This is a genomic window from Bradyrhizobium iriomotense (genome assembly GCF_030160715.1).
Lineage (GTDB): Bacteria > Pseudomonadota > Alphaproteobacteria > Rhizobiales > Xanthobacteraceae > Bradyrhizobium > Bradyrhizobium iriomotense.
This window is the reverse complement of record NZ_BSOW01000001.1, coordinates 128,533-143,202: the sequence shown is the minus strand read 5'-3', so window position 1 is coordinate 143,202 and position 14,670 is coordinate 128,533. Positions and strand designations below refer to the sequence as shown.

Sequence of the window (14,670 nt, the reverse complement as noted above, 5' to 3'; positions counted from 1 at the left end):
CGCATGATCTTTCCGGAAAACCGCTTCACACCTTTCCCGATCATGCTTTAACAGCGCTCAACCGGGAAGCCGCAGCACAGCCTTGGCGAGAATGTTGCGCTGAATCTCGTTGGAGCCGCCGAAGATCGCGGGCGAACGCGAGTCGAGAAAGAGATTCATCGCGTCGATCTCGATATCTCCCGCGGCAAGATCATCAGCAAGCCGCGCCTCTTCGGCGGCGACCGTGAGCATCTCCTCGGTGATCCGCTGGTAGAGCTCGGTCGTGACGATCTTGAGAGCAGAGACGTCGGCGCCGAGCTCTCCACCGGCGCGCAGGACCTTCGCATAACGCTCGAAGGCGGATCCGAGATCGTAGAGATCGAGCCGCAGGCGGGCGAAGCGCGACAGGAACGCGGGATCTTCGAACGCACCACGGGCATCCGCGAGCCGTCGCAGACGCTCGAGCGCATATTCAGGACGCGTTGGTGCCCCCAGGAAGATGCGTTCGTGGCCAAGTACCGACTTCGCGACGGTCCAGCCTTCATTGACCTTGCCAACCAGGTTCTTCAGCGGCACACGCACGTTGTCGAAGAAGACCTCGCAAAAGTCCGCCTCGCCGCGCAGATTTGCAATCGGCCGGACGCGAACACCGGGCGATGTCAGGTCGAGCAACAGGACGGTGATGCCCTTCTGGCGCACCTTGGCGTCACGTTCGGTGCGAACGAGGACGAAGATCCAGTTGGCGCAATGGGCCAGCGTCGTCCATATCTTCTGTCCGTTGACCACGAACTCGTCGCCATCCAGCACCGCCGACGTCTGCAGACTTGCGAGATCGGATCCCGCATTGGGCTCCGAATAGCCCTGACACCAGACGTGCTCGCCGGACAGGATGCGCGGCAGGTAGTGAGCCTTCTGCTCTTCGGAGCCGTACTCGATGAGGAGTGGACCGACGAGCCCGATGCCATGATCCGGAATGCGCGGACAGCCGAGGCGTCCCCATTCCTCGACATAGATCATGTGCTTGGCCGCCGAGAGGCCCATGCCGCCGTACTGCCGAGGCCAAGTGGGCGCCAGCCAGCCCTTGGCGGCAAGCGCATGATACCACTCGGCGACTTCGTTGAAGAGCGGACGCTGCTTGCGCATGTAGCGCAGCTGCGCCGGGCAGTTCTGGTCGACCCACGCGCGAAAGGTCGACCTGAACTCCTCATCCGGAATGTCGTTCCAGTCGGACGCCATCAAAGCACGTCCTTGAAGACGGGCGTGCGCTTCTCCATGAAGGCCCGCATCGCCTCCTTGGAATCGTCGTGCTGCGTCATCTCCACCGTGAGGTTCTGCTCGAAGCGATAGCCGTCCTTCAGACCCATGGTTTCGACCGTGTTGATCGCACGTTTGGCGAGCTTGAGCGCCATCGGGCTCTTCTTCGCGATCTCGGCGGCCATCTTCATGGCCGCAGGCATCAGTTCCTCCCGAGGCAAACAGTCCTCGATGATACCGCGGCGATAGAGCTCGGCCGCCGGCACCCGGTAGCCGGTCAGCACCATGCGGCGCGCCAGCGTGTGCGGAATGATGCGCATCGTATGCCGCACCCCGCCCATCAACCCGACATCGATCTCCGGCAGGCCGAACACCGCGTTCTCGGACGCCAGGATGATGTCCGAACAGAGCGCGAGGCCGAGGCCAGCGCCCAGCGCCGGACCGTTCACCGCGGCAATCACCGGCTTGTTGGATTCGATGATGCAGAACCCGACCTCGCGCGCCCGCCGCAAATGGCGATAGGTGTCGCCCGGCACCGCCCCGACCTTGCCGCGCGACTTGATGTCGGCGCCCGCCGAGAAGGTTTTTCCCGCGCCGGTCAACACGATCACCCTTACCGTCGGGGTCTCGTTCAACTCGTCGAAGGTCGCGATGAACTCCTCGACGAACTCCTTGGATTGCGCGTTCACCGGCGGCGCATCCATGGTCACGACCGCAATGTGATCCTTGATCTCGGTCTTGATCAGATTGTTGTCCATTAGATCCTCCCGCGGCGATAGCCGCTTTCGCGTTCGACAAACTCCAGGCGCAGTTGTTCAGGCTGTCCCAGCATGGCATTGAGATTGATGGTGCGCTTCAGATAGAGGCCGATGTCGCATTCGTCGGTGTATCCCATGGCGCCATGAAGATGCACCGCGCGCCGGCAGATCGAGAATGCGGCTTCGCCCGCCCGCGCCTTGGCCGCCAATACGGCAAGCTCCGCCGCATCGTCATCGTCCCCCCGCAGCGCATCGACCGCGTTGACCACGGCGGCGGCGGCAAATTCCGCTTCGATCCACATGTCGACCAGGCGGTGCTGGATGGCTTGGAAGCTGCCGATCGGCTTGCCGAACTGCACGCGATCGCTGGCATATGCGATCGTGAGCTCGAGCGCTTTCGACGCGACGCCCGTCAGCTCGGCCGCGAGCGCCAGCCGCGTATGCAGGATCGCCTGGCGGAGCAGATCCTCGGATCGGTTCGCGCGCGACAGCATGCGGTCCGCCGGCACCGCGCAATCGGAAAACGAGATGGTCGCAATCGCACTGCCGTCAACCCCGGCGCGCTCTGATATCGCCACGCCGTCCGCATTGGCGGCGACGCTCAGGAGCATCACGCCGTCGGCGTCCTGGGCGGCCACAAGGAAATCCGTTGCGGCACGCGCGGCATCGACGAAGCGCGTTTCGCCCGACAGCACGATTCTGCCATTGACGCTGCGTGCGACAACCGGCTTGGCACCAGACGTCCAGGCCGGCACCGCGACAACCTCGCCGCTGGCCACTCCGGCTGCCAGGCGGCTGCGCTCTACGCCCGGCGAAGCGCCGCCGAGCAACGTCGCGGCAAAGACCGAGGCCGTGCCGGTCGGTTCGGCGATCAAGGCGCGCCCCAGCGCCTCGCTGAGGACAGCCTGCTCGCGCAGCCCAAGACCCGCGCCGCCGCATTCTTCCGGCAGCAACAGTCCGATCCAGCCGGCTTCCGCCATCGCGGACCAGATCAGCGGGTCCATGGTCCCGCCGCGCCCGCGTCTCTCGCGCATGGCCTTTGCACCTGGAAAACGCGCAGCAAAGCCAGTGACGCTGTCACGAAGCATCACGAGGGTACCGTCGGGATCGTCCAGCATCAGTTCGGGCATGGTTTCTGCTTCTTGGTGACGCCAGCGCCGACGTCAGGTCGGCAATGCATGGTCTTTGAACAGTTCGCGCAGCTTGGTCTTCTGCAGCTTTCCGGTGGCGGTGTGCGGCAACTCGTTCACGAAGACGACATCGTCGGGCAGCCACCATTTCGCGACACGGCCGGACATGTAGTCCAGGATGTCCTCGCGTGCAGGATCTGTGTCCGGCTTTCGGACCACAACCAGAAGCGGCCGCTCCTGCCACTTCGGATGCGGCAATCCGATGACCGCCGCCTCCTGCACCGCCGGGTGGGCGACCGCGATATTCTCGAGGTCGATCGAGGATATCCACTCTCCGCCGGACTTGATCACATCCTTCGAGCGATCCGTGATCTGGATGTAACCGTCGGTATCAATGGTTGCGACGTCTCCCGTCGCAAACCAGCCCTCGGAATCGAGCACCGCACCGCCCTCTCCCTTGAAATAGCCCGAGGCAACCCAGGGCCCGCGCACTATCAGGTTTCCGGCGCTTGCGCCGTCATGCGGCAGCGACGTTCCGTCTTCGCCTACGATCCGAAGCTCGACGCCGTAGATCGCGCGCCCCTGCTTGCACTGCACCGACACTTGGTCGACGACCGGCAGATCGCGATGAACCGGCAGAAGATTACCGATAGAGCCGAGCGGGCTCGTTTCGCTCATGCCCCAGGCATGGATGACGAAGGCGCCGAAAACATTGCGGAATTTCTCGATGATGCTGCGCGGCGCGGCGGATCCCCCAACAACCACACGATCGAGCCTGATCGCCGTGAGATCAAGCGCGGGATTTTCCTCGATGTACTTGAAGAGGCCGAGCCAAACAGTCGGCACGCCGAGCGAGAAGTTGCAGCTTTCTTGCGCCGCCAGTTCGAAGATGCTCTTGCCGTCCAGGGCAGGACCGGGCAGCACCACCTTGGCCCCGCACATCGCGGCAGCATAGGGAATTCCCCAGGCATTCACGTGGAACAAGGGCACGACGAGAAGGACGCTGTCGCCACTGGATAGCTTGAGACCATCGTTCGCGCAGGCGACAAAGGAATGCAGGATGGTCGAACGGTGACTGTAGAGCACCCCCTTGGGGTTGCCGGTCGTGCCGGATGTGTAGCAGAGTGACGACGCTGTTCGCTCGTCAAACACCGGCCAGGTCAGGATGTCGTCTTCCGACTCGACGAGCGACTCATAGCAGAGGCAGCCGGGAACTTGCGCCGGAAGGTGTGCGCTGTCCGTCATCGCCACCAGATGCTCGACAGTGACGAGATTGGGCCGCAGCTTCTGAACGAGATCGGCGAAGGTGATGTCGAATAGCAGCACCCGATTTTCAGCGTGGTTGATGATGTAGTCGATCTGCTCGGGAAACAGGCGTGGATTGACGGTGTGCAGCACCGCGCCGATGCCGGACACGGCGAAATAGAGCTCCATGTGGCGATGGGTGTTCCAGGCGAGCGTCGCGACACGGTCGCCCGGCCTGACGCCGAGTTTGATCAGCGCCTTTGCGAGCCTTGCTGCGCGCGACCGCAACCCCGCATAGTTGGTGCGATGGATCGTCCCCTCGCAGGTTTTGCTGACGATCTCCGCCTTGGGATGGAAACGCGCCGCATGCTCGATCAGACTCGAGATCAGTAACGGTCGATCCTGCATCAATCCGAGCACCGAGCTTCCTCCGTAACCCCAGCTGCGGGCGGCCCTTGTTTGTCTTGCCGTCCTCTCCCGGACATTTCTTGGTGGAGGTGCACACTGTCAAACGAAACGATCCGCGCGGAGGCGAATTTCACATCCTTGAAAATGCGCGAGCTGCGATCGCATCGTCGTCGTCCGGAGCGCTCCCTGCGCCACCATGGCGCAAACCACATTGTGGGAGGCAGAGAAAGCGGAAATCAGCTAGTCGGACTCGCAAGGTACACGTGTGGAGACCTAGGCGTGCACGGCAGCACGCAGAGTACCCGGACTCCTTCGAGTCCCCCTCGAACAACTCCCATGCTGGTCGCTCAGGACCCCGAAGATCCGTGAATTCGCTCGACGAGATCGGCGCGCGAGGGTGCGGGCTCGAATGGGTCGGCGAAATACTGCGTTTCGTGCGCCACCAGTCCGTCGCGAAATTCCATGATGCTCACCGTATAGGATGGCACATCGTCATAGCTGAGCGTGAATTCGGTGACCCAGAGATCGCCGCTTCCAACAATTCGCCGGACCGTGAAGCGTTTTTTATTCGGCTGGACGAAGCGGCTCTGTTGGATGTTGTGCCGACCGCGGATCCGCTCGCCTGATTGCGGATAATCGAGCACGGCATCCTCGCGGTAGATCTCATGCTCCATCTCGAAATCTCCGACATCCGAAGCATGCCAGTGCCGCTCCAATGCAAGCCGCGCAGTTCGATCTTCCATGTCGGTCCTCCTATGCGTGCCAATGGCGGACATTGCCGTGGTCACCGACGATCGTACGAGGCTGGGATTCTCACGTCCGCCTCGCGCCAAACGCTGCCTTCCGGTTGGTCGTGCCGTCAGCTTGCTTTCTCTTTCACGTAGCGTCCCGGCGCGGCCTCACCCGGAGGGTAGAGGTTGCTGCCGAGCTGCGTGCGTGCTGCCAGCTTGTCTTCCGTCCATGGTGCGAGCCAGGCGATCCAGTCATTCCACCAACTGCCGGGCTTCTCCTCCGCGCCGGCGAGCCACGCCGCTGGATCTTCTTCGCGATTGGCGGATACCCAATAGCTTCGCTTGTTCTTCGATGCCGGATTGATCACACCGGCAATATGTCCGCTCGCGCCGAGGACAAAACGAATGTCGCCGCTGAGCAGGCCTGTGGTTCGATATGCGGATCGCCACGGCACGATGTGATCTTCCATCGTCGCGAGGACGTAGGCGGGCAGGTCGACCCGGCCCAGATCCACGGGCGTGTCGCACATCGTCAGCCTGTTCGCCTCGCGGAGGTTGTTCTCCAGGTACATGTTTCTGATGTACCAGCAGTACATCGGGCCGGGCAGATTGGTGACGTCCGCGTTCCAGAACAGGAGATCGAAGCGTTCGGGCGGCTTTCCCTTGAGATAGTGATTGACCACGTTCGGCCAGATCAGCTCCTTCGAGCGCAACGTCTGGAACACGAAGCCGAGTTCGGCGCCTCGGTAGATTCCACCCCTCCCGATCGTCTGCTCCCGCAGAAGCACGCTCTCTTCGTCCACGAATACGCCGAGGTCGCCGGGCTCGCGAAAGTCAAGCATCGTCGTCAGCAACGTCACGCTCGCGACCGATTCGTCGCCTCGCGTGCGCAGAAGCGCGAGCGCCGAGGACAGGATGGTGCCTCCAACGCACCAGCCGACGACGTTGATCTTGTCCGCGCCCGAGATCGATCGGGCGACTTCGATCGCGCGCATTGCGCCGTGCGCGACATAGTCGTCCCACCCAAGATGCCCGCATGACGCATCGGGATTGCGCCAGGACACCATGAAGACGGTCAAGCCGTGCTCGACCGCAAAGCGGACGAACGAATTCGCCGGCTGAAGATCAAGGATATAGAACTTGTTGATGCAGGGCGGGACGATCAGCAATGGGCGAGCGGCCACCTGCTCGGTCGCCGGTTCATACTGGATGAGCTGAAAGAGGTCGTTCTCGAACACTACCGCGCCCCTGGATGTCGCGACGTCCTTTCCCACTTCGAACGCGTGTTCGTCCGTGATCGTGAGGTTCCCCTTGCTGAGATCAGCTATCAGATTGTCCAGGCCGGCCTTCAGGCTTTGACCTTCCGTTTCTGTCGCGATCTTGATGGCGTCGGGATTGGTGGCGACAAAGTTGGTCGGGCTCATTGCCTCGACCAGCTGGCGCGTGAAGAACCGCAGGCGATGCTTCTCTCTCTCGTCCAGATCGAGAGCTTCCACGAAGTCGACGCAATAGCGCGCATTCAGCAGATAGCATTGCTTCAGCAAGCTATAGAGCGAATTATCACGCCATTCCGCACCGTTGAACCTCCGGTCCCCGCGCGCGGGCTCGACCGCTGCTTCAGCCTGCGTGCCCGCGCTCGTCTTGAGGGCATGTTCCGTCAGCGCATAGAGGTGTCTCAGATAGTCCGCCTGGAGTTCGACAAGACGTCCTGTCGATTCCATCACCGAACCGGCCTCCGTGCGGTCGACGGCGGTCGACGCCGACGCAAGGGACCGCCACAGGCTCGCGCCAGCCTTCACGAAGGCATCGACGAACTCGTCTGGCATGTTGAACGGCCGATTCATGTCACCCTCACTCGAACGAAGTAGAATGCGTTGTTGGTTTCCTGCTCCGGGGCCGCTTCTATCCGGCAGCCTTCGCGGTCATCGCGTGACGTCAAAGGATGCCGTGCCGGCTCCCTGTCCGATCGTCACGATCCCGCGCGGACAATCGAGCCCTCCCTGATCCCGTCAACGTTCACCGAGAGACGCTTGATCTTGTCGTACAAGGTTTGCTTCGGAACACCCAAAAGCACGGCGGTTCCCTGGACGTCGCCCTGCTTGCGGCGCAATGCGTCCTCGATGATCGATCGCTCGATGTTTTCGAGTTGCCGAGGCAATGACCCGTCCGAGCTTCCAAGGCCGGATTTGTTGATCATCTTGCCATCGAGGACTCCAAGCACGAAACGGTCCGCGACGTTGCGAAGCTCCCGCACGTTTCCCGGCCACGAATAAGCCAGGAGCGCGGACGTCGTCTGCTCATCGAGGATCGGCGCGTCGCGCTCGAACCGTCTGGCAGCTTCCAGCGCGAAGTGCTCGAACAGCAGGGGAATATCTTCACGCCGCTCGCGCAATGGCGGCAACTCGATGAAGGCGACGCCGAGGCGATAGTAGAGATCGGCGCGAAACAGTCGCTTCTCGCTCAACTCCAGCAAGTTGGACTTGCTCGCCGCGACGACGCGGCAATCCACCGCAATCGGCTTGTTCGAGCCGACGCGCTCGATCGACCGATCCTGGAGCGACCTCAGCAGCTTCACCTGCACGCTGAGCGGCATGCTCTCGATTTCGTCGAGGAAGAGCGTTCCTCCATTGGCGTATTCGATCTTGCCGATGCGCTGACGCGTGGCGCCGGTGAATGCGCCGATCTCGTGCCCGAACAACTCGCTTTCGACCAGCGATTCCGGAAGCCCGCCGCAGTTTACCGGGACATAATTGCCGCCGCGTCGTCCGCTGTGATTGTGAAGACAGCGCGCGACGACATCCTTGCCGGTGCCGGTTTCGCCGTAGATCGTGACATCGACATTCGTCGCGGCCAATGTGGATACGAGCCTGCGCACCTCCTGGATCTGCGGCGATCGGCCGAGCAGGCTCGCCTCGATGCCCTGACGATCCGCCAGGGCCGATCGCAACGAGCGTACCTCCAGTGTCAGCCGTCTCTTCTCGATCGCTCTGCGCACCACGGAAACGAGCTGCTCCGACGAGCACGGCTTCTCGATGAAGTCGTAGGCACCATTTCGCATCGCCTGAACGGCCATCGAGATATCGCCATGCCCGGTAATCAGGATCACCGGCAAATCGTGATCCAGCCGGCGCAGATCGGTCAGCCAATCAAGACCGCTCTTGCCGCGCAGGCGTACGTCGCAGACGACGACAAACGGCTTGTCGGATCGGACGGCCGCATCGGCGAGCTCGACGGATGCGAAACCGGAGACGGCAAACCCGGCGAGTTCGAGCGCCTGAACGCCACCGATCCGGACATCGTCGTCGTCCTCGACGTAGATCACGCCAATCGATTGGTCATCGCTCATGCGAAGCCCCTGCTGTTTCAGCCAATGGAAGGAGCACGACAAATTCGGCACCACGCGGCACGAGATTTCGTGCATGCAGTTCGCCGCCAAAGGAGCGTGCAATGTGATTTGACAACATCAGACCGAGACCGAGCCCCTTGCCGGCAGGCTTGGTCGTCACGAAAGGCTCGAACATGCGCTCGAGAACATCGGGCGCAATCGAGGGACCGCTATTGCTGATGGCGATGCGGGCACGGGCGGCCTGCCCCTCCTCCCTGGTTGCGCGGATCGAGATCGACTTTTGTTCGACCCCTTCCAAGGCATCCAGCGCATTTGCCAAGATGTTGCAAAGCAGCTGTTCCAGTCGGATCTGATCAGCGACGACGCGGAGACCCGCCTCGACGTCCATTGAGACTTCGGCTCCGGCTTCCTTGACACGCGCAGCGACGATCTTGAGCGATTCAGCCAGTGCATGCGCGACCGAGACCGCATCAAGTGGGCTATTCGACTTGTATGCAAAGACCCGGAGCTGGCTGGTCAAGCGCCCGAGCCTGCGCACCAGTTCACCGATGCGGGTGAGATTCCCGCGGGCATCGCCAATCGCCCCGCGATCGACGAGCAGGATCGCGTTGTCGGCAGCGGTCTGCAAGGCTGCCAGCGGCTGGTTCAACTCGTGCACGATGCCGGCCGACATCTGGCCGAGAGCAGCAAGCTTGCCGGCATGAACGAGCTCATCCTGCGCGGCGCGCAGTTCAGCGGCCCGCTCCTGCACCCTGATCTCGAGTGTGTCGTTCGCCGCCTGCAACGCCACCTGGCTTGCGAGCCGCTGCCTGATTTCTCTCCTGCGCTGTTCGAGCAGACCAAACGCCAGCAATGCCGCGATAGCGGCAAGTCCCGAGAAGCCCCCGATGATGACGGCCGTCTGTCTCATTGGCCTCTCGTCCCCGAGAAGCAGCAGCCTCCACAGGTTTCCGTTCAACCAGCGCTCGTCGATGCTGTAAGTCGAGCCGTCCTCAGCCGAAACACGCCCGCCGCCCTCCAGATACATCCAGCCGAGCGGCTTGAGCTCGGAGTTTCCGTAGGGCTTGGAGCGGGAGATGTTCTCTAGAACTTCGGGCGACAATTGTGCAATCGGACGAAAGCGCCATTCATCTCGTGAGGCGAGGATGGTGACCTGACGTCCATCGACCAGGGCAATATCGCTTGCCCTGTCGCGCCATTCGCGCTCAAGCGACTCGAGATTGACCTTGACGACGGCGACGCCCTTCGTCAGGCCGCCCTCCTTCAGTGCATAAGAAAGATAGTAACCGGCTCGCGCGCTCGTAATGCCGACGCCGAAGAACGCGCCGCGGCCAGTCGCAAGAGCTTCGCTCATATACGGACGATACGAGAGGTTTCTGCCAACCGGCGTTCCCGGCTGATCGAAATCGGCAGCGGCGAGTGCCTCGCCGGAGACGGTCAGGACGTAGAGGTTGTCCGCTCCCGCAAGCAGGTTGATCGATTTCAAGTACACGCTGACCGCGTGCTGCAGTGCGGCATCGGCGGGGTCGCCGAGCAAGCGAAAAACATCAGGCGATGTCTCAAGCAGCGACGGCAGGTACTCAAATCGAGAGAGATAGCCGTCCAGGCGTGCCGCCTCGACGGCCAGCCGCTGCTGCGCGACGGCGTGCAAATCGCCCAGCCCCCGGTAGAACGCGACAGCATATCCAAGCCACGAAGCGGCCACGACCAGCACGAGAGCCATTGCGCCGCGAACAAGCCAACGCGCCGAATGGGGAGCCACCGAGCCGACTTGGGGACTCTCCTTGATGCTCACCAGGGATGGCAGGTCCGTCATCTCAAGAACCAAACAAATCCGAGGCGTGTCGGCCGCGATCAACGCCCCCTCACGCATAGTGCAACTCTATGGTCTTGCCCCGGAATACGCGATAGGAAAATCCGGTGTAGGCGACGACGACAGGAACCGTCGCGCACATGCCTATCAGCACGAACTTGAGCGCTTCAGGGCTGGCGGCGGCCTGCCTGACCGCGAGCCTGTCGATCACGACAGCGTCCATCAGCATCCCTCCCCGTTCGTTACCGTCGTCAAGCCGTTGCGCAACGGAAGAGCTTCCCGCCGTTGCGCGCGATCAATGAAGCTTCACATGCGGCTCCGTACGCCGCGTGATCAGGCGGGCAAGCGTGTCGAGCGCCACCTTCACCGATCCGTGCAGCGCGTATTCGTGCATCTTGTAGAGGGACAGGTACATCATCCGGGCGAAGATGCCCTCGAAGACGAGATTTCCGCCGACGAGCGCTCCCATCATCGATCCGACCGTGCTGAATTCGCCGAGCGACACGAGGGATCCGAAGTCCCTGTAGCGATACGGCTTGAGCGGCTCGCCTCGCAGAAATCGGGGAATTTGCGAATAGAGGTGAGAGGCCTGCTGATGAGCCGCCTGCGCGCGCGGCGGGACGTTGCCGCGCTCGCCCCAGGAGCAGGCCGAGCAGTCGCCGATCGCGAAAATGTTGTCGTCGCGCGTCGTTTGCAGAGTCGGCCGCACGACCAGCTGGTTGATTCGGTTGGTCTCGAGGCCGGCGATGTCCTTCAGGACATCGGGCGCCTTGACACCCGCCGCCCAGACGATCAGTTCGGCGGGGATCGTCCGGCCGTCGGCCAGGCTGACGTGGTCCGCCCCGACCTCCGAGACCTTGGCGCCGACCAGCACGTCGACGCCCAGTCTGGCCAGGAGCTTTTCGGTCTCCCTCGATACTCGCTCAGGCAGCGCCGGCAGAACGCGTGCAGCGGCCTCGATCAGCGTGATCCTGATATCCTTCTGGGGATCGACCTGGTCGAGCCCGTACGCCACCACTTCACGTGTCGTCCTGTGGAGCTCAGCGGCAAGCTCGACGCCCGTCGCGCCGGCCCCGATGATCGCGACCTTCAACTGGTGAACGCCCAAGGGCGAGGATTGGGCATGTGCGCGGATGCACGCATTCACCATGCGTTCGTGGAACCGCTTGGCATCGGCCTGCGACTCGAGCTTGATCGCATGGTCGACGACACCAGGCGTGCCAAAGTCGTTGTTCTGGCTCCCGATGGAGACGACAAGCACGTCGTAATCGACCGCTCGCTTGGGCGTGACCTCCCGGCCTTCGGCATCGACGTAAGGCGCCACCTGCACCTGGCGCCGCTCCCGATCGATCCCGATCATGTCTCCGATGCGGTAGCGGAAGCCATGCCAGTAGGACTGCGCGAGATAGTCGACCTCGTGAGCAGCGATATCCATGCTCCCGGCTGCAATCTCATGCAGCTTCGGCTTCCACACATGCGTGCGGTTTCGCTCGATCAGGGTGACGTCGAGCTTCCCTCTCCGTCCATACTTGTCGCCCAGGCGGGTCGCGAGCTCCAATCCTCCGGCTCCGCCTCCGACGATCACGACCCGGGGTTTGCCCTGCTGGGGATTACTCATGGTGGCCTCGACCGATCAGGTTCACTGCTTGCCAACCGCTTTTTTGTCGATCAAGCCCTGTCTGAGACCGCATCCGCGACGGCGACGGCAGCCATGTTCACGATGCGGCGTACGGTAGATGATGGCGTGAGAATGTGGGCCGGCTTGGCGGCGCCAAGCAAAATGCCCCCTACGGTCAGTCCCTGGCCCGCAGCCATCCGCAACAGATTGTAGGAGATGTTGGCCGCGTCGAGATTCGGCATCACCAGTACGTTCGCCGGCCCCTCGAAACCGGAATCGGGAAACTCGTGGTCCAGCACGGACTGCGACAGCGCGGCGTCGCCGCGCATCTCGCCCTCCACGATCAGATCAGGCGAGCGTTCACGAATGATCGTCCGCGCCGTCCGCATCTTCTGCGCCTCGGGATACGCGGAGCTGCCAAAGCTCGAATGCGACAGCAGCGCCACCCTCGGCGTGATGCCAAATCGCCTGACTTCCGCCGCCGCCAACAGGGCGATCTCCGCGACCAGCTCGGCGGTCGGATTGAGATTGTAGTGCGTGTCGCAGATGAAAAGCTGATGCTGCTGGAGGATGAGCATCTGCATGACGGCAAGCGCCCGCACCTCATCCCGGGTCCCGATCACGTTGCGGATGGCTGCGAGGTGATCCGCCGTCCTTCCGATGACACCGCACAACATCGCATCGCCCACGCCACGCTCGAGCAGGAGCGAGGCAAGCACCGTCGCGTTGCTTCGTGCCTCCGACAGCGCCAGTGCCGCCGATACGCCGTCCCGCTTCCTCCGCGCGTGATAGATGTCCGCGCAGGCGGAATAGACCCGTGCATCATGCGGATCAATGATCTCGCAGTCACTGCCGGGCCTCAATCGAAGACCAAAGGCCTTGATCCGCTCCTCGATCGTCGCGGCCCGACCGACGAGCTTGGGCCTGGCGATCCCCTCGTCGGCAATGACCTGCGCGGCGCGGAGCACGCGCTCCTCCTCACCCTCCGCCAGAATGAGCGACTTGCCGCTTCCCTTTGCCACGGTGAACACCGGCTGCATCGCGTTGCCGGAGTGATAGACAAACCGGCCCAACCGCTGGCGATACGCCTCCATGTCGGCGATCGGACGCCTGGCAACGCCTGTTTCGGCGGCCGCCTTGGCCACCGCGGGCGCGATCATCTCGATGAGGCGCGGGTCGAACGGCTTGGGAATGAGATAGTCGCGGCCGAAGCGAAGCCCCTCGCCCTTGTACGCGGCAGCTACGACCTCGGGCACCTCGGCCATGGCCAGGTCGGCGAGCGCGCGGACGGTCGCGAGCTTCATCTCCTCGTTGATGGTCGTCGCCCCGCAATCGAGCGCCCCTCTGAAGATGAACGGAAAGCACAGGACATTGTTGATCTGGTTGGGGTAGTCCGAGCGCCCCGTTCCGATGATCGCGTCCGGACGTACCGCCAGCGCATCCTCCGGCATGATTTCGGGGATCGGATTGGCCATCGCGAAGATCAGCGGATCGCGGGCCATCTTCTTGACCATGTCGGGCGTGAGCACCTTGCCGGCCGACAGACCGAGGAAAATATCCGCGTCCTGAATGATGTCGCCGAGCTTTCGCGCGTCCGTCTTCACGGCATAGCGCGCCTTGTTGTCGTCCATGCTCTCGGTCCGACCGGCATAGACCACGCCCTTCACATCGGTCACGATGATGCGGTCGCGCCGTAGCCCCAGACTGACGATGAGATCAAGGCACGCGAGCGCCGCCGCCCCCGCGCCGGAGCAGACGAGCCTGACCTCCGAAATATCCTTCTTGACCAGCTTCAGCCCATTGAGGATCGCCGCGGCCGCGATGATCGCGGTGCCGTGCTGATCGTCATGGAAGACCGGGATCTTCATCCGCTCGCGGAGCTTCTGTTCGATGTAGAAGCATTCCGGCGCCTTGATGTCCTCGAGGTTGATGCCGCCGAAGGTCGGCTCCATCCTGGCGATCGTCTCGATCAGGGCGTCGGGATTCTCCTCGGCTAGCTCGATGTCGAATACGTCGATCCCGGCAAACTTCTTGAACAGGCACGCCTTGCCTTCCATGACCGGCTTGCCGGCCAGCGCACCGATATTACCAAGACCGAGCACGGCGGTGCCGTTGGTGACGACGGCGACGAGATTGCTGCGCGCCGTCAGCTCGTCCGCCTGCGAGGGGTCTTTTGCGATGACGAGGCAAGGTTCCGCAACGCCGGGCGAATATGCCAGGGCGAGATCGCGCTGCGTGGCCATTGCCGTCGTCGGCACGACGGAAATCTTCCCCGGCCGCGGCAGGCGGTGATATTCGAGTGCGGCTTCCCTCAGATTCTGGTCCATCGTTTCCCCGACTGGATTCTTGCTCGTTCGAGAGGCCGGTACAGCGGCCCCTCGCCTTCCC

The 14,670-nt window shown here is 62.7% G+C and carries 11 protein-coding genes; all 11 read right to left on the bottom strand.

All coding sequences use genetic code 11. From position 1 onward, the window contains the following. Window positions 1-57 precede the first annotated feature (57 nt). Window positions 58-1,215 carry an acyl-CoA dehydrogenase family protein gene (locus QQL28_RS00625; protein WP_284260121.1) on the bottom strand — a complete coding sequence of 386 codons (1,158 nt, stop codon included), beginning with the start codon at window positions 1,213-1,215 and terminating at the stop codon, window positions 58-60. After that, window positions 1,215-1,991 carry an enoyl-CoA hydratase/isomerase family protein gene (locus tag QQL28_RS00620; RefSeq protein ID WP_284260120.1) on the bottom strand — a complete coding sequence of 259 codons (777 nt, stop codon included), beginning with the start codon at window positions 1,989-1,991 and terminating at the stop codon, window positions 1,215-1,217. The genes QQL28_RS00625 and QQL28_RS00620 overlap by 1 nt, the downstream gene beginning before the upstream one ends. Further along, window positions 1,991-3,121: an acyl-CoA dehydrogenase family protein gene (locus QQL28_RS00615; protein WP_284260118.1), complete on the bottom strand. Its 1,131-nt coding sequence runs from the start codon at window positions 3,119-3,121 to the stop codon at window positions 1,991-1,993. The genes QQL28_RS00620 and QQL28_RS00615 overlap by 1 nt, the downstream gene beginning before the upstream one ends. A gap of 33 nt (window positions 3,122-3,154) precedes the next feature. Then, window positions 3,155-4,786, bottom strand: a complete 1,632-nt coding sequence (locus QQL28_RS00610; RefSeq protein ID WP_284260116.1) for a 3-(methylthio)propionyl-CoA ligase — start codon at window positions 4,784-4,786, stop codon at window positions 3,155-3,157. A 335-nt stretch (window positions 4,787-5,121) separates the two neighbouring features. Beyond that, the gene (locus QQL28_RS00605; protein ID WP_284260529.1) at window positions 5,122-5,517 is read right to left on the bottom strand and encodes a nuclear transport factor 2 family protein; all 396 of its coding nucleotides are present in this window, start codon (window positions 5,515-5,517) and stop codon (window positions 5,122-5,124) included. A 116-nt stretch (window positions 5,518-5,633) separates the two neighbouring features. After that, a complete protein-coding gene (locus QQL28_RS00600) occupies window positions 5,634-7,349 on the bottom strand; it encodes a PHA/PHB synthase family protein (protein ID WP_284260115.1) in 1,716 nt (571 codons plus the stop codon). A 125-nt stretch (window positions 7,350-7,474) separates the two neighbouring features. Continuing rightward, window positions 7,475-8,851, bottom strand: a complete 1,377-nt coding sequence (locus QQL28_RS00595) for a sigma-54-dependent transcriptional regulator (RefSeq protein WP_284260114.1) — start codon at window positions 8,849-8,851, stop codon at window positions 7,475-7,477. Beyond that, window positions 8,841-10,709: a sensor histidine kinase gene (locus QQL28_RS00590; protein WP_284260113.1), complete on the bottom strand. Its 1,869-nt coding sequence runs from the start codon at window positions 10,707-10,709 to the stop codon at window positions 8,841-8,843. The genes QQL28_RS00595 and QQL28_RS00590 overlap by 11 nt, the downstream gene beginning before the upstream one ends. 7 nt (window positions 10,710-10,716) lie before the next feature. Further along, on the bottom strand, window positions 10,717-10,887 hold the full coding sequence (locus QQL28_RS00585; protein WP_284260112.1) for a hypothetical protein: 171 nt from the start codon (window positions 10,885-10,887) through the stop codon (window positions 10,717-10,719). A 72-nt stretch (window positions 10,888-10,959) separates the two neighbouring features. Beyond that, entirely contained in the window at window positions 10,960-12,282 is a 1,323-nt protein-coding gene (locus tag QQL28_RS00580; RefSeq protein ID WP_284260111.1) for an NAD(P)/FAD-dependent oxidoreductase, read from the bottom strand. Between the two features lie 50 nt (window positions 12,283-12,332). After that, entirely contained in the window at window positions 12,333-14,609 is a 2,277-nt protein-coding gene (locus QQL28_RS00575) for an NADP-dependent malic enzyme (protein WP_284260110.1), read from the bottom strand. Between the last annotated feature and the right edge of the window lie 61 nt (window positions 14,610-14,670).